Source organism: Paenibacillus rhizolycopersici, from assembly GCF_014947195.2.
Lineage (GTDB): Bacteria > Bacillota > Bacilli > Paenibacillales > Paenibacillaceae > Fontibacillus > Fontibacillus rhizolycopersici.
The window spans coordinates 362380-384094 of sequence record NZ_JADCNN020000001.1; the positions used below are offsets into that span (position 1 = coordinate 362380).

Annotated in this window: 17 protein-coding genes; 11 read left to right on the forward strand and 6 right to left on the reverse strand. The window is 57.5% G+C overall.

Annotated features, from left to right (window positions below; genetic code table 11):
• The first annotated feature begins 86 nt into the window (after positions 1–86).
• The 5 genes from gltB to IM700_RS01525 all read left to right on the forward strand — a co-directional run bounded on the left by gltB (position 87) and on the right by IM700_RS01525 (position 10479).
• On the forward strand, positions 87–4685 hold the full coding sequence (gene gltB, locus IM700_RS01505) for a glutamate synthase large subunit (protein WP_193415844.1): 4599 nt from the start codon (positions 87–89) through the stop codon (positions 4683–4685).
• Positions 4686–4872: 187 nt separating this feature from the next.
• A complete protein-coding gene (locus IM700_RS01510; protein ID WP_193415842.1) occupies positions 4873–6642 on the forward strand; it encodes an ABC transporter ATP-binding protein in 1770 nt (589 codons plus the stop codon).
• Positions 6639–8474: an ABC transporter ATP-binding protein gene (locus tag IM700_RS01515; RefSeq protein WP_193415569.1), complete on the forward strand. Its 1836-nt coding sequence runs from the start codon at positions 6639–6641 to the stop codon at positions 8472–8474. The genes IM700_RS01510 and IM700_RS01515 overlap by 4 nt, the downstream gene beginning before the upstream one ends.
• Before the next feature lie 327 nt (positions 8475–8801).
• A complete protein-coding gene (locus IM700_RS01520) occupies positions 8802–9710 on the forward strand; it encodes an ABC transporter ATP-binding protein (RefSeq protein ID WP_193415841.1) in 909 nt (302 codons plus the stop codon).
• On the forward strand, positions 9703–10479 hold the full coding sequence (locus IM700_RS01525; RefSeq protein WP_193415568.1) for an ABC transporter permease: 777 nt from the start codon (positions 9703–9705) through the stop codon (positions 10477–10479). Before IM700_RS01520 ends, IM700_RS01525 begins: the two co-directional genes overlap by 8 nt.
• Positions 10480–10545: 66 nt before the next feature.
• On the opposite strand, the gene IM700_RS01530 is transcribed toward IM700_RS01525, so the two are convergent.
• Positions 10546–10974 (reverse strand): bactofilin family protein, encoded by a 429-nt coding sequence (locus IM700_RS01530; protein WP_239483487.1) that lies wholly within the window; start codon positions 10972–10974, stop codon positions 10546–10548.
• Between the two features lie 23 nt (positions 10975–10997).
• The gene (locus IM700_RS01535; protein ID WP_193415567.1) at positions 10998–11996 is read right to left on the reverse strand and encodes a M23 family metallopeptidase; all 999 of its coding nucleotides are present in this window, start codon (positions 11994–11996) and stop codon (positions 10998–11000) included.
• Positions 11997–12165: 169 nt separating this feature from the next.
• Between IM700_RS01535 and cls the strand changes: the two genes are divergently transcribed.
• Entirely contained in the window at positions 12166–13596 is a 1431-nt protein-coding gene (gene cls / locus IM700_RS01540; RefSeq protein ID WP_193415566.1) for a cardiolipin synthase, read from the forward strand.
• Between the two features lie 10 nt (positions 13597–13606).
• On the opposite strand, the gene ligD is transcribed toward cls, so the two are convergent.
• Complete coding sequence (gene ligD / locus IM700_RS01545) at positions 13607–14506, reverse strand: non-homologous end-joining DNA ligase (RefSeq protein WP_193415565.1); 900 nt, start codon at positions 14504–14506, stop codon at positions 13607–13609.
• A 164-nt stretch (positions 14507–14670) separates the two neighbouring features.
• Between ligD and IM700_RS01550 the strand changes: the two genes are divergently transcribed.
• On the forward strand, positions 14671–15618 hold the full coding sequence (locus tag IM700_RS01550) for an ATP-dependent DNA ligase (protein WP_193415564.1): 948 nt from the start codon (positions 14671–14673) through the stop codon (positions 15616–15618).
• 83 nt (positions 15619–15701) lie between these two features.
• On the opposite strand, the gene ku is transcribed toward IM700_RS01550, so the two are convergent.
• The gene (gene ku / locus IM700_RS01555) at positions 15702–16655 is read right to left on the reverse strand and encodes a non-homologous end joining protein Ku (RefSeq protein ID WP_193415563.1); all 954 of its coding nucleotides are present in this window, start codon (positions 16653–16655) and stop codon (positions 15702–15704) included.
• Between the two features lie 531 nt (positions 16656–17186).
• Between ku and tsaE the strand changes: the two genes are divergently transcribed.
• From tsaE to tsaD, 4 genes are read left to right on the forward strand one after another with little or no spacing between them, the layout of a single operon-like run.
• Positions 17187–17681, forward strand: coding sequence for a tRNA (adenosine(37)-N6)-threonylcarbamoyltransferase complex ATPase subunit type 1 TsaE (gene tsaE / locus IM700_RS01560; RefSeq protein WP_193415839.1), 495 nt, complete (start codon positions 17187–17189; stop codon positions 17679–17681).
• 2 nt (positions 17682–17683) lie between these two features.
• Positions 17684–18517 carry a tRNA (adenosine(37)-N6)-threonylcarbamoyltransferase complex dimerization subunit type 1 TsaB gene (tsaB, locus tag IM700_RS01565; protein ID WP_193415562.1) on the forward strand — a complete coding sequence of 278 codons (834 nt, stop codon included), beginning with the start codon at positions 17684–17686 and terminating at the stop codon, positions 18515–18517.
• Between the two features lie 45 nt (positions 18518–18562).
• Positions 18563–19030, forward strand: a complete 468-nt coding sequence (rimI, locus tag IM700_RS01570) for a ribosomal protein S18-alanine N-acetyltransferase (RefSeq protein WP_193415561.1) — start codon at positions 18563–18565, stop codon at positions 19028–19030.
• A complete protein-coding gene (gene tsaD, locus IM700_RS01575; protein ID WP_193415560.1) occupies positions 19024–20064 on the forward strand; it encodes a tRNA (adenosine(37)-N6)-threonylcarbamoyltransferase complex transferase subunit TsaD in 1041 nt (346 codons plus the stop codon). The genes rimI and tsaD overlap by 7 nt, the downstream gene beginning before the upstream one ends.
• 75 nt (positions 20065–20139) lie before the next feature.
• On the opposite strand, the gene IM700_RS01580 is transcribed toward tsaD, so the two are convergent.
• Both IM700_RS01580 and IM700_RS01585 read right to left on the reverse strand, forming a co-directional pair.
• Entirely contained in the window at positions 20140–20616 is a 477-nt protein-coding gene (locus tag IM700_RS01580) for a bactofilin family protein (RefSeq protein WP_193415559.1), read from the reverse strand.
• 3 nt (positions 20617–20619) lie between these two features.
• A complete protein-coding gene (locus IM700_RS01585) occupies positions 20620–21639 on the reverse strand; it encodes a M23 family metallopeptidase (RefSeq protein WP_239483489.1) in 1020 nt (339 codons plus the stop codon).
• Positions 21640–21715: the final 76 nt, after the last annotated feature.

Below are 21715 nucleotides of genomic sequence, written 5' to 3' on the forward strand. Positions count from 1 at the left end.
GCACTGTGTCGTGGCATGAAGAATGATCTATATATATTCGCTTATGATGTTTGAACTACCTCTAAATAGAAAGGTTGCGTCAGATGATGAAACATACCGTTATACCTCCCAAGCAAGGACTTTATGATCCCGCTTTCGAAAAGGACGCTTGCGGCATGGGCTTCGTGGCCCATATCAAAGGGAAAGCCTCCCATGATATCGTCAGCCAGGCGCTGACCATGCTAGCGAATATGGAACACCGGGGGGGGCAAGGCAGCGAACCAAACTCGGGGGATGGAGCAGGTATTTTACTGCAAATCCCGCACCGTTTTTTTGCCGCCGAAGCGACAACACTTGGATTCTCTTTGCCGGATGCGGGACAGTATGGCGTTGGCATGCTGTTCCTGCCCCATGACGAAGCGGCTCGGGCCAAACAGGAGGAGGAGCTCGTGCGGATCGCCGAAGTGGAAGGGCAACGGGTCCTCGGTTTCCGGACGGTGCCTACTAGCGACGAGACGCTGGGGCATTCGGCCAAAGCGGCGAAGCCGTTCGTTCGTCAGGTATTCATCGGGCGTTCCGCGGATCTCCAGGACGATTTGGACTTTGAACGCAAGCTCTATGTGATCCGTCGCCGAGCTGAACTTGCGATCCGCTACAGCGGCGGAGAACATGGGGATGCCTTTTACGTATCCAGCCTGTCTTGCCGCAAGGTCGTGTACAAGGGGATGCTGACGACAGAGCAAGTGGGGCAGTTTTACTTGGATTTGCGGGACGAGACACTGGAATCGGCGATCGCGATGGTGCATTCACGCTTCAGCACGAATACGTTCCCAAGCTGGGAGCGGGCGCACCCGTACCGCTTTATGATTCACAATGGCGAGATCAACACGCTGCGCGGCAACGTGAACTGGATGCATGCTCGTCAGTCAATGTTCAAGAGTGAGGCATTTGGAACCGATTTGGAGAAGGTCAAGCCAATTATCAACCCGGACGGTTCGGATACGGCGATGTTCGACAACACCTTTGAGTTCTTGTATCTAAGTGGACGGTCCTTGCCGCATGTGGCCATGATGATGGTGCCTGAACCGTGGGACGGCCGGGAGGATATTGACCCGGATAAAAAGGCGTTCTACGAATATCACAGCACGATGATGGAACCATGGGACGGGCCTGCGGCGATGGGCTTTACCGACGGGATCCAGATCGGAGCCATCCTGGACCGGAACGGCTTACGTCCGTCGCGTTATTACGTGACGAAGGACGATCTGATCGTCCTCTCCTCGGAGGTCGGCGTCCTCGATATTCCCGCAGAGGATGTGCTTTACAAGGACCGTCTGCGTCCGGGGCGGATGCTGCTAGTCGATACGAGGGAAGGTCGAATCATTTCCGATGAGGAAGTGAAATCGGCGATCGCTCGCGAGAATCCGTACCGCGAATGGTTGAATGAGCACCTCGTCGAGCTGGAAGACCTGCCGGAAGCCAAAGAGCTGCCGCTGGAAAGCCATGAAGACATTGCGCGACGCCAAATGGCGTTTGGCTATACGTATGAAGATCTTCGGAAAGTGCTTGAACCGATGGCCTTAACGGGTCAGGAAAATATCGCTTCGATGGGCTATGACGCGCCGCTCGCCGTATTGTCGGAGCAGCCCCAGCGGTTGTACAACTACTTCAAGCAGATGTTCGCACAGGTCACGAACCCGCCGATCGATGCGATCCGCGAGGAGTTGGTCACCTCAACCGCAACAACGATCGGGCCGGAGCGCAACCTGCTTCAGCCGGAACCGGAGAGCTGTCGGCAAATCCGGCTGGATTCGCCAATCTTGTCCAATGAGGATTTCGCGAAGATCCGCCATCTGCATCGGCCAGGCTTCAAGGCGATCACGATTCCGATCCTGTTCCCGGCCGCTGAAGGGGCGGAGGGGCTGCGCAAAGCGCTGGATACATTATGCGAAGCGGCGGATCGAGTTATTGCCAAAGGCCACAATATACTAATCTTGTCCGACCGTGATGCGGATGCGGAGAACGCGGCCATTCCGGCACTGCTTGCGGTGTCCTGCCTGCATCATCATCTCATCCGTGAGGAGACGCGGACCAAGGTTAGCCTGCTGCTGGAGTCGGGCGAACCACGCGAGGTGCATCATTTCGCGTTACTGCTCGGCTATGGCGTTAGTGCGGTGAATCCGTATCTTGCGTTCGAGACGCTGAAGGATATGATCGGTCAACGTATGCTGCAGGGAGTTTCGCATGACAAAGCGGTGTACAACTTCATCAAGGCGGCTACCAAAGGGGTCGTCAAAACGTTGTCCAAAATGGGGATTTCAACGATCCAATCGTACCGTGGGGCGCAAATTTTCGAAGCGGTTGGCCTGGAACCCTCGTTCGTAGACCGTTATTTTACCTGGACGCCGTCGCGGATTGGGGGCATCGGCTTGAAGGAAGTGGCGGCCGAGACGCTGGCCCATCATTACCGGGCGTACACCGATAAAGACGGCAGCGACAAGGTGCTGGATTCCATCGGGGAATATCAATGGCGCAGCGGCGGGGAAGAGCATCTGTTCAACCCACAGACGGTGCATTTGCTTCAACAGGCAGTCCGGACGGGCGACTACCCGCTGTATAAGAAGTTCGCCGCACTGGTGCAGGGGGAGAATAAGAAGCATTTGACCTTGCGTTCCTTGCTGGAGCTAAAACCGGTCGGACCGAAAGTTCCGCTGGAAGAAGTGGAATCGGCGGCATCGATCATGCGCCGTTTCAAGACAGGGGCCATGTCCTTTGGTTCGATCAGTAAGGAAGCGCACGAGACGATCGCGATTGCGATGAACCGGATCGGCGGGAAGAGCAACACCGGCGAAGGCGGCGAAGATCCCGCGCGCTATGTGCCGGACGCGAACGGCGATCTGCGCCGTAGCGCGATCAAGCAGGTTGCTTCGGGGCGCTTTGGCGTTACGTCCAACTATTTGGTGAATGCCGACGAAATCCAGATCAAAATGGCCCAGGGGGCTAAGCCGGGCGAAGGCGGCCAACTGCCAGGCCGCAAGGTGTATCCTTGGGTGGCGGAAGTGCGCGGATCGACGCCGGGTGTCGGCCTGATCTCGCCGCCGCCGCACCATGACATCTATTCGATCGAAGACTTGGCGGAGCTGATCTATGATCTGAAGAATGCTAATCCACGGGCCCGCATCAATGTGAAGCTGGTCTCGGAAGCCGGTGTCGGAACCATTGCCGCCGGCGTGGCCAAAGGCCGTGCCGATGTCATTCTGGTCAGCGGTTACGATGGGGGAACCGGGGCGTCGCCGCAAAGCTCGATCCGCCACGCGGGTCTGCCTTGGGAGCTGGGGCTGGCCGAAACGCATCAAACGCTGATGTTGAATAACCTGCGTGACCGCGTCGTACTGGAAACAGACGGCAAGATTTTGAACGGCCGCGACCTTGCGGTTGCCGTACTGCTCGGTGCCGAAGAGTATGGCTTCTCGACCGCACCTTTGGTGGCGGTTGGCTGTATCATGATGCGCGTCTGCCATCTCGATACGTGCCCGGTTGGCGTTGCTACGCAAAATCCGGAGCTGCGCAAGAACTTCACCGGGGATCCGCAGCACGTCGTCAACTTTATGACTTTCGTGGCCGAGGATTTGCGCGAATGGATGGCCGAGCTGGGCTTCCGTACCCTGGAAGAGATGATCGGACGCACTGACTGCTTGGATTCGGTTAAGGCGGTCGATCACTGGAAGAAGCAAGGCATTGATCTCAGCTCGCTGCTGCATATGCCGGAGCTGCAGGAAGGCAGCAGCCGCTACTGCACGAAACAGCAGAACCATGGGCTGGAGGAGACGCTCGATATGACGCAACTGATGCGGTTGGCCTTACCCGCGTTGGAGCAGGGAGAGGCCGTCAGCGCTCGGCTTCCAATCTGCAACGTGAACCGGGCGACCGGGACGATCGTGGGCAGCGAAATTACCCGCCGTTATGGACAACAAGGACTGCCAGAGGATACGATCACGTTCCATTTCGAGGGCTCGGCTGGCCAAAGCTTTGGGGCGTTCGTACCGAAGGGCATGACGCTCACCGTTGACGGCGATGCCAACGACTACACCGGGAAAGGGCTGTCCGGCGGCAAGGTGATCGTGAAGCCGTCGCCGCGCGCCACGTTTGCCGCTGAGGAGAACATTATTATCGGCAATACGTCGTTCTACGGTGCGACGAGCGGAGAGGCATACATCCGCGGTATTGCCGGGGAACGGTTTGCCGTTCGGAACTCCGGCGCCAACGTCGTTGTTGAAGGCGTCGGCGACCACGGCTGTGAGTATATGACCGGCGGACGCGTCGTCGTCCTTGGGGGAACAGGTCGGAACTTTGCCGCCGGGATGTCGGGCGGGATCGCTTACGTGCTTGACGAGAGCGGAGACTTCGCCAGCCGCTGCAACCTGGAAATGGTGTTGCTGGAAGCGGTGGAAGATCCGGCGGAAGCGGATCAACTGCGGACGTTAATCAGCCGTCATATCCTCTACACGGACAGTTCGGTGGGACGCCGTGTGTTGGACCGGTGGAACGAGTACCTGCCGAAGTTCGTCCGCGTCATTCCGAAGGACTATAAGCGGATGCTCGAGCAGATCCGCAAAGTTGAGGATGAAGGCCTGAAAGGTGAGGCCGCGCTGCTGGCTGCCTTTGAAGCAAACGCGCGCGAGTTGGCTCGAGCCGGCAATAATTAAATTGAATGTAACCTCAAGAAGGTGAGAACCGCCCCGTTTGTCTTGTTAAGACAGCGGGGCGGATTTTTGCATAGGAAAATAAAGAATTCCATTGTGCGAACATATGTTTTTGTATAAAATGATTTGGAGAATAGGAGTAAGCGGATGCGAGAGGAGAGGTCGTCCCTTGGCAGAACAAACTTATGCAATGAAAGGCGGTAAACAACGAAGGACTAAGCCGCTAGGGCATTACCGTGAAATGCTGGAGAAATACGTGTTTACGCAGCGTAAGCTGCTGATCGCAATGACCGCGTTGCTGTTGATCTCGATCGCCTTGCAGTTGATCAACCCGCAGGTCATTCGTTATTTTATCGATACCGCTCAGGGGGAAGGAAGTCTCAGGCCCTTGTATATTGCGGCTGGACTCTTCATCGGCTTTTCCCTCGCGCAGCAGTTGGTTTCAGTCTGTGCGTCCTACTTCAGCGAGAACCTGGGCTGGACCACAACCAACAAGCTGAGAGCGGACCTCGTCAGACATTGCTTGTCGCTCGATATGTCATTTCACAAATCGAACACCTCCGGTGCGTTGATCGAAAGGGTGGACGGCGACGTCAATGCGCTGGCCAATTTCTTCTCTAGCTTCTTAATCCACCTGCTCGGCAATTTGCTGCTGATGACGGGGATCCTGGTGCTACTATTTCGTGAAAGCGTCTGGATTGGCTTAGCGATGAGCTTGTTCGTCGTCGGCGCGATCTTTATCATCCGCAAAATTCGTCAGTTTACCGTTCCCGTCTGGACCAAATGGCGGGCGCAAAATGCGGAGCTTTACGGGTTTATCGGCGAACAGCTGGAAGGCACGGAAGATACCCGGGCCAACGGGGCCGCCGGCTATGTGCTGGAGCGTTTCTACGCGATGGCCCGGCGGATGCTGCCGGTGCGCATTCGCGCTTCGCTGGGCTTTGGCATGATGTGGGGGACGACCATCCTGGTGTTTGCACTGGGCAACGCTGCCGCCTTTCTGGTCTGCGCTTGGTTATGGAGACGGGGAGAGTTGACGATCGGTTCGATTTACCTCGTCTTTTACTATACAGAACTGCTGGCCCAGCCGATCGAGAAGATTCGTACCCAACTAGACGATTTACAAAAAGCCGATGCCAGCCTAATCCGCGTCCGCGAACTGTTGAACACGAAACCACGGATTACCGACGGCCCGGGCGCTCCTTTGCCTCAAGGACCGCTATCTGTGAAATTCGACCGGATGACGTTTGCTTATGAGGAGGACGGAGACCCGACGCTGCATGAGCTCGATCTAATGCTGAAGCCGGGGGAAACGCTGGGTCTGCTGGGGCGCACCGGCAGCGGCAAATCAACGCTTGCCCGGCTGTTGCTGCGCTTCTACGATCCTCAGCAGGGCAAGATCGAGCTGTCCGGAATCGACATCCGCAACTGTAAGCTGCAGGAGCTGCGCAGTGGGGTAGCAATGGTGACGCAAAACATCGAGATTATGGAAGGCACCGTACGCGATAACCTGGCATTGTTTGATGAAAGCATTCAGGACGAGGATATCATCGACGTGCTGAAGGAATTGGGGCTGCAAGAGTGGTACGCCGCCTTGCCGGACGGGTTGGACACGGTGCTCGCCTCGGGGGGAGGCAGCCTGTCGGCAGGGGAAGCGCAACTGCTCGCGTTTGCCCGGGTGTTCCTGACCAACCCGGGGCTGGTCATCCTGGACGAAGCCAGCTCGCGTCTCGACCCTTTGACTGAAAACCGGATCGAGACGGCCATCAACCAACTGCTGGAATCACGGACCTGCATCATGATCGCGCACCGTTTATCGACCGTACAACGCGCCGACCAGATCCTCATTCTGGAGAACGGTCGAATCGTGGAATATGGGCCGCGCGTCGATCTGGCCGCGGATCCGGGGTCGCGGTTCAGTCGGATGCTGTCCGTTGGACTCGAGGAGGTATTGGCATGAGTACGCGGCATTTTTTCTGGAGGCTGCTTTTGTATCGGCCGGCCTATTATTTCGCGAACCTGTTCTCCTGGATGGTCATCCATATGGTTCCCTTGCTTCCGGGGCTGATTACGAAGGCATTCTTCGATGATTTGGAAGGCAACGCCGACTTCCCGTACGGAGTCGAGGGGCTGATGGCGCTGTTTGTCGGCGTGGCGCTGGCGCGTATCATGCTGATCGCCGTAGGTTGCTGGACGGACGGGGGCTACCGCTTTCGGATCAGCATGCTGCTTCGGCGGAATATGCTGGCCCACGTGCTTAAGGAGCCTGGCGCCAAAGCGATTCCCTGTTCGCCGGGAGAAGCGATTAGTAATTTCCGCGACGATGTGGACCAAACCGAGGAAGCGATGAGCTGGTCGGTCGATATGTTTGGTTTGATCGGTTTTGTCGCCGTATCGAGTTCGATCTTGATTTCAATCGATGCTGAGCTGACGTTCTTCGTTTTTGTACCTCTGATTCTGGTCGTTACGGTGGCGCAAATCGCGACGGCGCGCATCCAGAAATACCGGGCAGCCAGCCGCGCCGCAACGGCTAAGGTTACCGGCTCGATCAGCGAGATGTTCGCGAATGTTCAGGCGATCCAAGTTGCCGGGGCGGAAGGGCGGATCGTGCACCGGTTTGAACGCCTAAGCGACGATCGCCGGAAGATGATGGTCAAAGACAAGCTGATCACCGAATCGCTGTCCTCTGTGTTTACGAACTCCGTCAACCTCGGAACCGGCTTAATCCTGGTGTTGGCCGGCTACAAGATGCGCAGCGGATCGTTTTCCGTCGGGGACTTGTCGTTGTTCATCTACTACTTAACCTTCGTCACCCAATTGATTTCGAACGTCGGCAACTTCATGACGTTTTATAAGCAGATGGCGATTAGCTTTACCCGTTTGAAGCAAATGCTTCAGGGCGCTCCGGCCAAGCTATTGACGCTTCCGGCGTATATTGGCATCGGAAAGCGCAAGGAGGCAGATGCTGGCGACACGATGACGGCTTCTCCGGCCACGCCCGACTCCTCTGAATTGGTGCAGCCGGGACACTCGAGCAGCCTTCCGGTGGATGCGCTGCAGCTGCTGGAGGCGAATGGCCTGACCTACCGCTATCCGGAGACCGGCCGGGGGATCGAGAACGTCAACCTGCGCCTTCCGCGTGGCTCATTTACCGTCGTCACCGGCATGATCGGTTCCGGCAAGACCACGCTGCTGCGGGCGCTGCTTGGCCTGCTGCCGGCGGAAGGCGGCGAGATCCGCTGGAACGGCCGACCCGTCCGCACGCCGGCGGACTTCTTCGTTCCGCCGCAAAGCGCGTATACGGCGCAGATCCCGCGCCTATACAGCGACAAGCTGCGGAACAACATCCTGCTCGGGCTGCCGGAGAGCGGGGACAACCTGACGCAGGCACTGCACGTCGCCGTGCTGGAAGACGACGTGGCGCACCTGGCGCACGGCCTCGACACGATGGTCGGGCCGCGCGGGGTCAAGCTCTCCGGCGGCCAGGTCCAGCGGACCGCGGCCGCCCGGATGCTCGTGCGCGAGGCGCAGCTGTACGTGTTCGACGACCTGTCGAGCGCGCTCGACGTCGAAACCGAACGTAAGCTGTGGGAGCGGTTGTTCCAGACCCGAGGCCAGGCGACCTGCCTCGTGGTGTCGCACCGCAAGGCCGCGCTCTCGCACGCGGACCATATCATCGTGCTGCAGGACGGCACGATTGAAGCCGAAGGCACGGCGGAGCAGTTGCTCGCCTCTAGCGCCAGCTTCCGCCAGCTATGGTATGGCGAGGAGTCCCAGGCCGGCGAGGCGTGAACCGGGCATCGGCAACAAGCCGCAGGCAATTGCTGCGGCTCGCAACTGGCGTTGACAACTGGCGCTGACAACGGACGGCTGGCACTAGCAACCGATACTTGATGCGGCGGCGTTTCTCCGTCGTAGACCTAATCTAATACGCCCTCAGCGAAAGCGAGGGCGTATTCACGTTTGCTATTTTGTTATCGCTATCGCCTCCATCAGCCCTCCGTCACTTCAACATCACTCGCCGAGGCTTTAGCCGACCAGCGCCTTATGGTAGAATAGGATAAATTATCCTGACTTAACGGGATACAGAACGAAGAGGGAGTTGGAGTATCCATGGAGATGACGCAGGAACCGGTCGTGCGCATGCGGGACGTCAGCAAGCGCATCGGCAGCAAGACGCTGATCGACCGATTAACGCTGGACATCCCGAGAGGGCAAGTGTATGGATTCCTGGGGCCGAATGGGGCCGGGAAAACGACAACGATTCGGATGATGGTCGGATTGATGTCCATTTCGGAAGGAGACATTCTCATTGAAGGGGCGAGTATCAAGGACCGATTTGAAGAGGCGATTTCGCATGTCGGCGCCATCGTGGAGAACCCGGAGATGTACAAGTTCTTGACCGGGTATCAGAATTTGCTGCATTACGCTCGCATGTCCCCGGGGGTGACGAAGCAACGGATTTGGGAAGCGGTCGAGCGGGTAGGCATGCAGAACCGTATCCATGACAAAGTCAAAACGTATTCGCTGGGCATGCGCCAACGACTTGGGGTCGCGCAGGCCATTCTGCATCGGCCGAAGCTGCTGGTGCTGGACGAGCCGACCAATGGGCTCGACCCGCAGGGCATCCGCGAGCTCCGCGATTATTTGCGGGTGCTGGCGCGGGAGGAAGGCACGACCGTGTTCGTCTCCAGCCATTTGCTGTCGGAAATGGAACTGATGTGCGACACGGTCGCGGTGATCCAGCAGGGACGGCTCGTGGACGTCAAGTCCCTGCATCCGGAGGCGGGAGAAGGCCGTGAGCGGGAGACGGCCTTCGAGGTGAGCGATCCGCGGCGTGCGGCGGAGCTCGTTGGCGCCGGACGCATTGAAGGCAGCCAGTTGATTGTATCCGCCGACCGGGAAGCCGCGGCGGGGATCAACACGAAGCTGGTTATGGCAGGCATCGACGTCTACGCCATCCAGGCCGTGACGCGTTCCCTGGAAGATCAATTCTTGGAGCTGACGGGAGGGAAGGACATTGAATAATTTTCTCGCGCTGATCCAAAACGAAAACATGAAAATCTACCGGCGGGTCCGCACCTGGATTATGTTCGGGCTGCTTGTCCTGCTGACGATTCTGTTTGGGGTGTTGTTTTCGCTCGATGGGGGCAGCCGCCGCATGAGCGCCTGGGATGCCCTGGATCAACTGAGCTTCTTCTACTATCTCGTCAGCATCTATGCGGCGGTCGTAGCCGCCGACATTGTGGCCGGCGAGTTCACCTGGGGGACGATCAAGCTGCTGCTGATCCGCCCGTGGACGCGCACGAAGGTCCTGTTGTCCAAGCTGGCGGCCGTACTGCTATTTACGCTGGCCATGAGTGCGGTCTTTTTCGCTTCCGCCCTGGCGGTCGCGTTCCTGATTTTCCCGAATGTGCCGTCGCAAATCTTCCTGCCGGGAGAAAGTCCGTTAGGTCGGATTTTGGAAAGCCTGCTCTACAGCTATATTGACCTGCTGGTCATCGCGGCGTTTTCCTTTATGCTGTCGACGGTGTTTCGCTCCAGCGGCATCGCCATTGGGCTGTCGATCTTTATTCTATTCGCGGGCAACATCTTTACGATGTTGTTTAACCCCGTCCGCTATCCTTGGGCGAAATACCTGCTGTTCGCCAACATGGATCTGGGGCAATACCGCGGCGGGCAGATGGGTCCAGCCGGCATGACGTTAGGTTTTTCCGCTGCGGTACTGGCGGCGTATGTGCTGCTGTTCCTGGCGATCGCCTGGCTGGTGTTCAAGAAAAGGGATGTTGCAGCCTAAAAAACGCAAAAAATAAAGTTCCCGTTTGCCTCGTCAGGCGGGAACTTTTTTTCGCGTTATTTCGCCTTACCCCGCTTCGGGGCGCGCGGACTTCTTCATCTTTCCCTTGCCGGAAGAGGCCGATGGCGTGGGGACGGGCGCGATTCGATCCATCTTGCTCGACCCGTTCAGCAGGCCGCCTTCGACGATAATCAGCTTGGCAACCTCCACGTTGCCGTCGACCTGGCCGCTCGCCGTAATCGTCAATTTGCCCGTCGTAGAAACATCTCCGACGACTTTGCCAGCGACGATCACCTCGGCTCCTTTAATGTTAGACATGGCTTCACCCGTTTCGCCGATGATGACCTGGCCTTGGCATTCGATTTCGCCATGGATCTGGCCCTCCACGCGCAAATTGGACTTGCATTCCAGCCTGCCTTCTACCAGGCTGCCTTGGCCGATCAGGGTGTCGGTCGGGCGGGGGGCTTTTTTGTTGTCTTTGAACATCGCTGTCATCGTCCTCCTTTTCCAAGTTTGAATTACTTCAAATAAGGCATCGGATCGATCGCTTTGCCGCCTTTGACGATCTCGAAATGCAGGTGGGGCCCGGTGCTGCGTCCGGTATTGCCCAGATTGCCGATGCTTTCGCCTTTCTTCACCTCGTCACCGACGGAGACGTCGATATCGCTCAGATGCATGTACCAGCTTTGCAGGCCGCCCGGATGCTCGATCACGATGTATTTGCCGTGGGAGCCGTCCCGTTTGGCGGTAACAACCTTACCTGCGGCCGCGGCATAAACGGAGTCGCCTACTTTTCCGGCGATGTCGATCCCCGCGTGGAAGGCAGCACGACCGGTGAAGGGGTCGGTGCGGTAACCGAAATTGGAGGTCAGCCGCGTGGATAACGTGGGCCATTCCGAGGGGGTGCCGGAGAGGGAATTTTGCGTCTGCTTCGCTTTTTTTAGCGTGATCGGCACATTCTTCTCCATCTCGTCGAGCATGTCGTTCATCGCGGCAAAATCGTTCCGCGTGTCCGCAGCAAGCGCCTCGATTTCGTTCTCATGGACCGCAATGAACTCGCCGCCAACGCCGCTGTCTCCAAGCGCGTTCAACGATTTGTCCCAGGACAGCGAAGACAGCTTGCCTAAGTTCTTCGCATCGCCGTCTCCGTATTTATCGATAAATTTCTGAAGCTCCGCTTCGAGTTCGGCTACACGTTCCATTCGGTCCTTCATATCCTTCGATTGGCTAGACAAGGCAATCACTTCGTTCTGCAAGCGCTGAATCGCCTCGTCTTTGTTGGTCACCACCGCTTCAAAGGCCAGGGTTTGCTGCTCTAGCTTACTTTCCAGGCGGGAAACGGTTTGATCCGAATGAACCTGCAGGCTGATGATCAGTCCGGAAATGGACAGCAGTGCCAGCAAAGGCACGGCAACCACAAGCGGCTTGGACACTTGCACCTGTTTGACGGGCCGGCCGGCATCCCGAAGGACAAGCAACGTCATCCGATTGGGACTCGGTAAGCTTACGCTCTTCATGGCATCCCCTCCCTACGCTTCGTTGGTTCTATATCTTATCTATTCCTATGATTCTTAAATCATGTCAAAAATCGGGTCCTGTCTGATATAAATGAATTGAATCGGAATGAACAAATGAATAAACCGCCGCCCGGATGGTTAATGATGATGGCAGGGGAGGGTGGACATCATGATCTGGTTGATCGGCATTTTGCTTCTTTTTATCGTACATATCGCTTTGATTCTGCTGCTTGAATTCCGCAATCCCGGTAAAGCCATTGCTTGGATGTTCATTTTATTCTTATGTCCCCCTTTGGGGCCTGTTCTCTACTATCTCATGGCTCGCGATTATAAGAAGCGCAAAAGGCTGCTGCATCGGGGGCCGGTTCTGTTCCAAAGCCTCCGAGACCAGCTGCGTTCCCAGTCGGCGACCGTGGAAACCTTGGAGGGGATGAGGAACCCCGATTTTGTTCATCAGGAGCGGCTTTACCGGCTGCTGACGCATCATGGGGCTAACCCGATTACGGGCGGAAACCGGACGGAAGTGTACTCCTCCGGAGAGAAGGCTTTTGGCGCGATGCTGGAACGGATGGAGCAGGCGCGGGATCATATCCACCTTGAATTTTACATCTTTCGCAGCGACATGATCGGATCGGCCTTTGCAGAGGTGATGATTCGCAAAGCTCGGGATGGGGTCAAGGTGCGGATGATCTGCGACGGGCTGGGGAGCATCAAGCTGGAGCCTGCATTCGTCAAACGGTTGAAGGATGCCGGTGTGGAGGTTTATTTCTTTCTGCCGCCCCGAGTGGCTGTGCGGAATCGCCGGGTAAACTATCGCAATCATCGCAAAATCGTCGTGGTAGATGGACGGATCGGGTTCGTGGGGGGATTAAACGTAGGCGACGACTATCTAGGCCTCTATGAAAAAATGGGGTATTGGCGCGACACGCATCTGCAGTTGGAAGGCGATTCGGTCCATTCTCTGCAGCTCGCTTTCCTGGAGGATTGGCTGCTAGCTTCGGGTGAAGATCTCGGAGCCCCCGCTTTATTTCCGGCCCACGAAGGGCCTGGACGGGAGCAGGTGCAGATCCTGACCAGCGGCCCCAATCGGATACGTAACCTGATCCAAGAAATGTGCTTTAATTCGATCGCGGTGGCGAAGCGCCGGATATGGATCGCTTCGCCCTATTTCATTCCAGACCCCAGCGTCCATTTGGCGCTCAAAACGGCGGCGCTGAGCGGGGTCGAAGTGATCGTCATCATGCCTTATCATTCGGACAGCCGCTTGGTCAAGCTGGCTTCGTTATCCTACGTCGAAGAGCTGCTGCAGGCCGGGGTTAAGTTTGTTCAGTATACGAAGGGCTTTATTCATGCCAAGGTGATGCTGATCGATGGTCTGCTCGCTTCGGTGGGGACGGCGAACATGGACATGCGGAGCTTCTTCTACAACTTTGAAATGACCGCCTTGTTGTTTGATCCGGAAACGATCGCACGACTGGAGCGCGACTTCCAGCAAGATCTGGCCGATTCGGTGCCGATCCTGCCGGAGACATTCGCTGAGCGTTCGCGGTGGCAAAAAGGGCTGGAGCTGTTGGCCCGGCTGTTGTCCCCGCTCTTATAATGGACAGGCACTAGGCGCGGATTGGGGCTTTCAAATGCTGTAAAATCAGCTTCAAGGATTGCGGGGGCACGGTTTCCAGCAAATCCCCGCGTTCCTTCAGCCGACGTCCGATATTCAGCAGATTGAAATCGGCAGGCTTAGGATTCTGCCGCACCTCGTCCCAGGTGAGCGGGGTCGAGACGCTGGCGGCTGCACGGGCTCGCGGAGTATACGGAGCTGCCAACGTTTTGCCGCCATAATGCTGCAAATAATCGAAATAGATTTTGTCGCCCCGGTCCTTCTTCAGCCTCTCGATGGTAAATAGATTCGGATGTTTCTCGGTCACGTACCTCGCGACGAAATGGCCGATGGAACGCAGCTCGTCAAAGGTCACGCCGTATTCGATCGGCACGATGATCTGCACGCCGGTGGCACCGGACGTCTTCGGCACGGATTGCAAACCCAGGGACGTCAAGATATCGCCGACCCTAGCGGCAGCCTCCATAATCCGCGGTTCGTCCTCTAATGTGGGATCGAGATCGATCATCCATTCGCACGGCAACTGCTCCCCGACATAATGCAGGGAGGGATGGAATTCGATGCAGGCGAGGTTCCCGAGCCACAGCAGCACGGGCAGTCGGTCCAACACGACATAGTTGATGTTCTCATCGACCGACGTGCGGACGTATGGGGGCAGCGGATCAGGTGCGTTTTTCTGGTAAAAAAACTTGCCGTGGATGCCGCCCGGATAACGAATGGTCGTCAGCAAACGGTTCCGGCAGGATTTCAACAGGTAGGGTGAAAGCTCGGCCAGCTTCTCCAAATACATCATCTTCGTGATACCAACTTCGGGCCAGAGCAGCTTGTCGGGGTTGGAGACGGGGACCACTTCGCCTTCAACGGAGATGGTCCCTTTGATTGTTCGCGGCATGGCAGAGCCTCCTTTCCGGATCGATTGGGGTTTGATGTTAGGCTTGCCTAGGGGCCTGGAAACTATGAGCGAATGGAGGGTTAGCGGAATGGTTCCCGAGGGCCGAGGGCAAACTTGGGGAGAAAGGTTGGACGTTGGAGTTGAAAGAGGAGGCAGTGATCCGCATGGAATGGAAACCGGTCGCGCCGTTTGAACCGATTCGCAGCGATACGATCCCGCAAGGGGAAGAATGGGTGGCCCAGGTCAAGTGGGACGGAGTGCGGATGCTCACGTACAACGACGGCCGTGAGGTCAAGCTGATCAATCGGAAGGGGAACGACCGGTCCCTTCAATATCCGGAGTTCCAGGATACGAGCGCTTACTGCCGCGCGAGTTCGGTTATTCTCGACGGCGAAATGATCGCGCTCTCGGGCGGGAAGCCGTCGTTCCACGAAATCATGCGCCGCGACAGCCTGCGACGGGAGCAAGAGATCCGCTTTGCGTCCAGGCGGATTCCGGCGATTTACATGATATTTGACATCTTGTATCATGACGGCAAATGGGTGAACATGGAACCACTCGTGAATCGCCAGCAGCTGCTGCAAGAGCTCATGATCCCCTCCGAACGGGTGCAGGTTGTGCCTAATGTGACGGACGGGGAGTTGTTGTTCGGTTTGATGCAGGAGCGGGGTTGGGAAGGGATTGTCTCGAAACGGCTGGACAGCGCTTATGCGATCGGAGGGAAGGATGGGCGCTGGGTCAAAAAGAAACTGGCTCGTGATCTCAACGCGGCCATCGGCGGCGTGACGTACCGAGACGGCGGGGTGAACGCGATTTTACTGGGATTGTACGATCCGGAGGGACGGTTCATCTATATTGGGCATGCCGGCAGCGGGAAATGGAAGGGGTCCGACTGGCGCGACCTGACGGAGAACGTGAAGGCGCTGATCGTGCCGAACCGGCCGTTCGCAAACGTCCCTGAACGCATGAAAGGGGCCGTCTGGATTCAGCCGGCCCTCACTGTAAAGATTCAGTTCCTGGAATGGACGCCAGGTGGGACGATGCGCCATCCCATTATCCAGGGATGGGCGAATGTCCCGCCCGAGGCGTGCGACATGGGGCAAAGCATGTAGGCGGGGGCGGACGGAGGGGGCAAGCGGGGCGCGGTATGGCACGGTATCGCGCGGTACAGCCCAACTCGGCACGGCGCGCTCTCCTATTTCGCCTCCGGCTTGGCGGCAGTGCGCCGCTTGGGTTTTGGCTTGACCGCGACGGTTGGCGTAGCGGTCCCGGCATCTGCTGCAGCGGGAGCGGCTTCGGGCTCGGTCTTCGCTTTTTTGGCCGCCGGCTTGCGCGTACGCTTCGCCGGTGCGGCGGCCGCGGGACCCGGATCGGTGGCGACCGGCTTGACGGCTTCGATGCTGGCCTGCAGCGCTGCCATCAGGTCGATGACGTTGGTCTCCGGCTTGGCCGGAGCCAAGCTGATTTCCTCGCCGGCCACCTTTTGCTCGATCAAGTGTAGCAGTCCCTCACGGTAATCGTCGGTGTATTTCTCCGGCTCGAACGGGGTGGACAGCTGCTCAATCAGCATTTTCGCCATCGTCAGCTCCTTGTCGTTCACCTGAAGGTTCTCCGGCAGATTGGGCACTTGGGATATCGGCCGGATTTCGTCCGGGTAGAAAATCGTTTCGATCGCGAGGCATCCTTCCATCACGCGGATGGCCGCCAAGCTGCTTTTGGAGCGGATGGCGATTTTGGCGATGCCGATTTTGCCCGATTGGCGCATCGCTTCCAGCAGGAGTTGATAGGCGTTTCCGCCTGCCTGGTCCGGCGACAGATAATACGTCTTCTGAAAATAAATCGGATCGATCTCCTTTAAATCCACGAAATCGATGATGTTGATCGTTTTTTCGGCGTGGGCGGAGAGCTGCTCCAGCTCGTCTTTGTCGAATAGCACATACTTGCCCTTCTCGTATTCGTATCCCCGCGAGATTTCCTCCCAATTCACGTCCACCTCGCAGGCCGGGCAGCGCCGCACATAGGAGATCGGACTGCCGCACACATTATGGATGTATTTCATGGAGATGTCCTTGTCTTCGGTGGCCGAAAACATTTTGACCGGTACATGAACCAGTCCGAAGCTGATCGCTCCCTTCCAGACCGTATGCATGGTTTAAACCCCTTTCTTCTTTCCTTCGAATACTCGCTATGGATTCGCCTATTCGTAGTATGGTTATAAAAGTGGTTTCTATTTACGCTCGTTATCATCTCCATTCGTTCCTGCGTTCTGCGGTTGCGGGGGGTGCGGTGGACCGATATAATGAGGACAGTGCCTAGCAGTGACCGTGGAGATGAGTTGATGCGAGCCGCAACGGACATCAGGGTCTGGGTGATGTTGGGATGGGAACGGTGACGGATATCCATGGCAAGGCGATGAGGTGACGTAGATCGCAACGAACATCAGGGGCGTTATTTGTCTGCAAGTGAGAGGTTCCGGCCGCTAACGGACCGGAAAGACCTTATTTGCTTGTATTGGGGTGTTTTTTCTGCCGGAAGGGCGGAATAACGTCTCCTGAGTCCGTTAGCACGGGAAATGTTCGGAAATGGAGCGAATAAGGTCAGCTCGGTCCGTTAGCGAAACTTAGGTGTCTGACGGATGATTTTGTTGGAGTCGCGATAAAGGTGGTAAGCTAGAGTGAGTGTGAAGGATAACAAGGGTAACCCCCCTGCGCAATGGGTTTACGAAGCCGAGGATCTACAAGGGACGGAGCAGTTGGCGGCCGCATTAGCGAAGCTGGCGCTGCCGGGAACCGTGATCGCCTTGGACGGGGATCTCGGCGCGGGCAAAACGGCGTTCTCTCAGCTGTTTGCGAAGCACCTCGGCGTGAGGGACACGGTGAACAGTCCGACGTTTACTTTGATCAAGGAGTATGAGGGCAGGTTGCCTTTTTACCATATGGATGTCTACCGGCTGTCGTTGGATGAGGCCGATGAGCTGGGGCTGGACGAGTATTTCTACGGAGATGGCGTCACCTTGGTGGAGTGGGCGAGTTTGATTGAGGAGCTGCTTCCGCAAGACGTGCTGCGCATCTACGTAGAGACGGTGTCAGCGATTGGACGGCGGATGCATATCAAGGGTCAGGGCGGAACCTATGAAGCATGGGTGTCGGCCCTGAAAGAGAATGGAGTATCCTGAAGATGAACGAATACGAAAACATACGGCCACCGCAGCGGCTGTTGGCGTTTGACACCGCCACGTCCTCGCTGGCGGTGGCGGTAACGGAGGGCGGCCGCGTGCTGGCCGAACGAAATATCCATGCCGAACGGAACCATTCGGCATATTTGGTGACGGCGATCGGGGATTGCCTGGAGGCGGCAGGGCTCGCCAAGCAGGATTTAGATGGAATCGCCGTCGGGATTGGGCCAGGCTCCTACACCGGGATCCGGATTGCCGTCACGACCGCCAAGACTTTGGCGTGGTCGTTACGGCTTCCGGTTTACGGTGTCTCGAGCCTGGCCGCTTTGGCGCTGGGCGGCTGGGCCGGCTCCAGCGGGCAAGACGCCGCCGCGCTGGGCGAGCTCGCCGCGCGGCGGGGCGAAGAAGGCCGCCGCGCCACTGCCGGCGGCCACTGGATCGCGCCGCTGATCGATGCGCGGCGCGGCCAGGCCTATACGGCGCTGTTCGGCGTAACCGCGCCGGGCGGATTGCCGGAGCGTCTCGAACCCGACGCGATCCGGCTCATGGACGGGTGGGCCGACGAGCTCCAGCGGCAGCTGGAACAGCTGCCGCCGGACGAACGGCCGGCCCGCCTCTGGTTCGTGGGCGAGACCGAGAAGCACGAAGCGGCGATCGCGCCGCTGATCGCCGCCTTCGGCGAGCTTGTCCAGCTCGTGCCCTACGAGCTGGAAGGCGCTTGGATGGGGATCGCCGGCCTAGCGCGCTCGTGGCTGCCGGCGGACGAGGTCCATGCGCTGGAGCCCAATTATACGCAGCTGGCCGAAGCCGAAGCCAAACGGCTGCGGAACGCGTAAGGCGAGGGGGCGGCGAAGCTGGAACAAGAGATCGTATTCCGTAACATGAGGCTCGCAGACCTTCCGGACGTCATGGTCATCGAACATGAGTCGTTTTCGCTCCCATGGAGTGAGGAAGCATTTCGCAACGAGTTGACCCATAATCATTTTGCCCGTTATCAAATCATGGAAATTCACGGCGAACCGATCGGGTACGCCGGGATGTGGACGATCCTCGACGAGGCCCACATCACGAACATCGCGGTTCGAACCGCTTACCGCGGACGTCATCTCGGGGAGAAGCTGCTGCGCCGGATGATGGACTGGGCGGTGGAGCTGGGGATGGTCCGGATGACGCTGGAGGTGCGGGTGTCCAACAGGGTCGCCCGCGCGCTTTATGAGAAAATGGGCTTTGCCCCGGCGGGCGTACGCAAAGGGTATTATTCCGATAATCATGAAGATGCAATCATAATGTGGTGCGAGCTGCCAGGATCGCAGTCGGAGACCGGGGAAGGAAGCGAAAGTTTGTGGTAAAGCAAGAGCAGGATGTATATATTTTGGCTGTGGAAACAAGTTGCGACGAAACCTCGGCATCCGTGGTGAAGAACGGGACGGAGGTGCTGTCCAACCTGATCGCGAGCCAGATCGAAACGCACCGGGCGTTCGGCGGCGTCGTACCGGAGGTCGCTTCACGTAAGCATGTCGAGAGTATTACGCGAATGCTGCAGGAGGCCGTGCAGGAGGCGGGGATTCCGCCGCAATCGCTGTCGGCGATCGCCGTAACGGAAGGCCCCGGCTTGGTTGGCGCGCTGCTCGTCGGGATTATGGCCGCCAAGAGCCTTGCCTTCGCGCTGGACAAACCGCTCATTGGCGTTCATCATATCGCCGGTCATATCTACGCCAATCGTTTGGAGGCGGAGATATTATACCCGTCCATGGCGTTGGTCGTCTCGGGCGGTCATACGGAGCTGGTGCTGATGGAGCGGGAGGGGAGCTTTCGCCTGCTCGGCCGGACGCGCGACGATGCCGTTGGTGAAGCCTATGACAAGGTCGCCCGGGCGCTTGGCTTCCCTTATCCGGGGGGGCCCTTCGTGGACAAGCTGGCTGCGGAGGCGGAGGAAGCGGAGGAGCTGCCGCGGGCGTGGCTGGAGCCGGACTCTTACGACTTCAGCTTGAGCGGGCTCAAATCGGCCGTACTGAACGCAGTGAACCAGCACAAGATGCGCGGCGAGGACGGCTACCAGCCGGCCATTGCCCGCGGGTTCCAGGAATCGGTGATCGAGGTATTGGTGGAAAAAGCGGTCCGCGCCGTCAAAGCAACCGGCTCCCGCCAGCTCCTCCTCTGCGGCGGCGTAGCTGCCAATCGGGGGTTACGGGCTGCGCTTGCCGAACGCTGTGATCGCGAGGGGATTGCCCTGCTGATCCCACCGTTGAAATACTGCACCGATAATGCCGCGATGATTGGCGCAGCCGCTTACCTGAAGTGGAAGAACGGTGAGTTTTCCAGCCTGGAGCTAAAAGCCGAGCCTTCGCTTTCGCTGGAAGGCTGGTCTGTTAACCCAAGCTAATTCAATATTGAGGCGACCGCCCCAAGCAAAAGGCCGGACAAATTGTCCGGCCTTTTATTATTCGATGGGTTCGCGTTACCACGTTTTATAAACCGCATCGTTTTCCGACTTCGCGTTGTTCTTGGCAGGAGGCGTTTGCTCAGGGTCAACCGCAGCCGCCGTTTCCTTCATTACAGCGGGATCGGGCTTGTCCGAGCCGCCCATCTTACTGGTACCTTCGAATACGCTGCCCTCCTCAATGGAGAGAGAGGAAGCAACCATGTTGCCGTACAGCTTGCCTTTGGAGGTGATGGACAGCTTGAGCTTGGCCTGCACGTTGCCGTTCACGGTGCCGGCGATAATGATGTTACGGGCCAGGATGTTGGAATGGACCACACCTTTCTCCCCAACGGTCACGTCGCCTTCGCATTCGATATCGCCGGTAATTTGTCCTTCGATGCGCACGCCGGCGTCCGAGCGGATTTTCCCTTCAAAAATGCTGCCTTCCCCGATCAAAGTGTCGGTGGTGTTCGGGTCAAGCTTAACAGGTTTCGCGTTATTCCTTAATTTCATGAATTACTCTTCCTCTCCGGGTTTTCTAAGGTATTTGGCCGGGTCGACCGTACTGCCGTTCTTCACGACTTCGATGTGTAGATGAGGACCGGTGCTACGCCCGGTGGAGCCCAGCTCTGCGATGGTATCGCCTTGCTTAACGGTGGCGCCAACCTTGGTTAGGATTTTGCTCAAATGCATATAGTTCGTTTTCAATCCCGAAGGATGCGAAATCGTGATAAAGTTCCCGCGTGCGCTATTGTATCCGGTATCGACGACCTTACCGTTCGCTGCCGCATAGACAGGATCGCCGATGCTTCCCCCGATATCCATTCCGGCGTGCATGGTCAAACGCCCGTTAAAAGGGTCTTCTCGTTCACCATACTCGGAGGTGACTCTGACGGAATCGGCGGGCCAAAAGGTCGGCAAGATGGCCATCAACGCTTTATATTCCTGGATCGAAATTTTCGTTTGCTCCAGCCGTTGCTGCAATTCGGGCATCTCCGTCAGCGAGGTGGTGATGCTCTCCTTCGTCTCTTTGACTAGCTTTGCCACATCCTGTTCGGTGAGTGGGATCGATTCTCCGCCAACTCCACCTTCGGAAGCGAGGGAGTCCATCGCTGCTTCTTTGCCCGCGGCTGCGGTTTTGTCTTTTGCTTTTGTCGATCCGCCGTCCGTAATCGATTTAAGCTCGGCTTCCAGTTGCTCCAGCTCGCTCATCTTCGTCTCAATGGTCTTCGACTTCTTGGATAACTCCATCAGCTCGTTTAAGAGCCGGTCGATTTCCTGTTCCTTATTGACGACGGTGTTCCTGAACTGGTCGGAAGAATCGGATAGCTGCGCTTCGAGCGTCCCGATCCGGCTCGTATGCGTGCGGTTGACGGCATACAAAACCAACACGGAGCTGAGCAGCACCACCGCGGTGACCAGGATGGCCAATAAATAGAACAAGCGGAATTTAAAGCGGAACACAGGGCTGGTGCCTTCCGGCACGATCAGCAGCGTGTAGCGCCGGTTCACGTTTTTTTTGAATCTGATCTTCATGACTTCCTCCTGATCTTCTTGGGTTGAATATGCCATTATGTAGGACCAAGGTCATTCCTTGCGACTTGCCAATACA

Excerpts from the sequence above, each read along its gene's own strand:
- gltB (WP_193415844.1), top strand. The coding sequence starts at position 87 with ATGAAACATACCGTTATACCTCCCAAGCAAGGACTTTATGATCCCGCT.
- IM700_RS01510 (WP_193415842.1), top strand. The coding sequence starts at position 4,873 with ATGAAAGGCGGTAAACAACGAAGGACTAAGCCGCTAGGGCATTACCGT.
- IM700_RS01515 (WP_193415569.1), top strand. The coding sequence starts at position 6,639 with ATGAGTACGCGGCATTTTTTCTGGAGGCTGCTTTTGTATCGGCCGGCC.
- IM700_RS01520 (WP_193415841.1), top strand. The coding sequence starts at position 8,802 with ATGACGCAGGAACCGGTCGTGCGCATGCGGGACGTCAGCAAGCGCATC.
- IM700_RS01530 (WP_239483487.1), bottom strand. The coding sequence starts at position 10,974 with ATGACAGCGATGTTCAAAGACAACAAAAAAGCCCCCCGCCCGACCGAC.
- IM700_RS01535 (WP_193415567.1), bottom strand. The coding sequence starts at position 11,996 with ATGAAGAGCGTAAGCTTACCGAGTCCCAATCGGATGACGTTGCTTGTC.
- cls (WP_193415566.1), top strand. The coding sequence starts at position 12,166 with ATGATCTGGTTGATCGGCATTTTGCTTCTTTTTATCGTACATATCGCT.
- ligD (WP_193415565.1), bottom strand. The coding sequence starts at position 14,506 with ATGCCGCGAACAATCAAAGGGACCATCTCCGTTGAAGGCGAAGTGGTC.
- IM700_RS01550 (WP_193415564.1), top strand. The coding sequence starts at position 14,671 with ATGGAATGGAAACCGGTCGCGCCGTTTGAACCGATTCGCAGCGATACG.
- ku (WP_193415563.1), bottom strand. The coding sequence starts at position 16,655 with ATGCATACGGTCTGGAAGGGAGCGATCAGCTTCGGACTGGTTCATGTA.
- tsaB (WP_193415562.1), top strand. The coding sequence starts at position 17,684 with ATGAACGAATACGAAAACATACGGCCACCGCAGCGGCTGTTGGCGTTT.
- rimI (WP_193415561.1), top strand. The coding sequence starts at position 18,563 with ATGAGGCTCGCAGACCTTCCGGACGTCATGGTCATCGAACATGAGTCG.
- IM700_RS01580 (WP_193415559.1), bottom strand. The coding sequence starts at position 20,616 with ATGAAATTAAGGAATAACGCGAAACCTGTTAAGCTTGACCCGAACACC.
- IM700_RS01585 (WP_239483489.1), bottom strand. The coding sequence starts at position 21,639 with ATGAAGATCAGATTCAAAAAAAACGTGAACCGGCGCTACACGCTGCTG.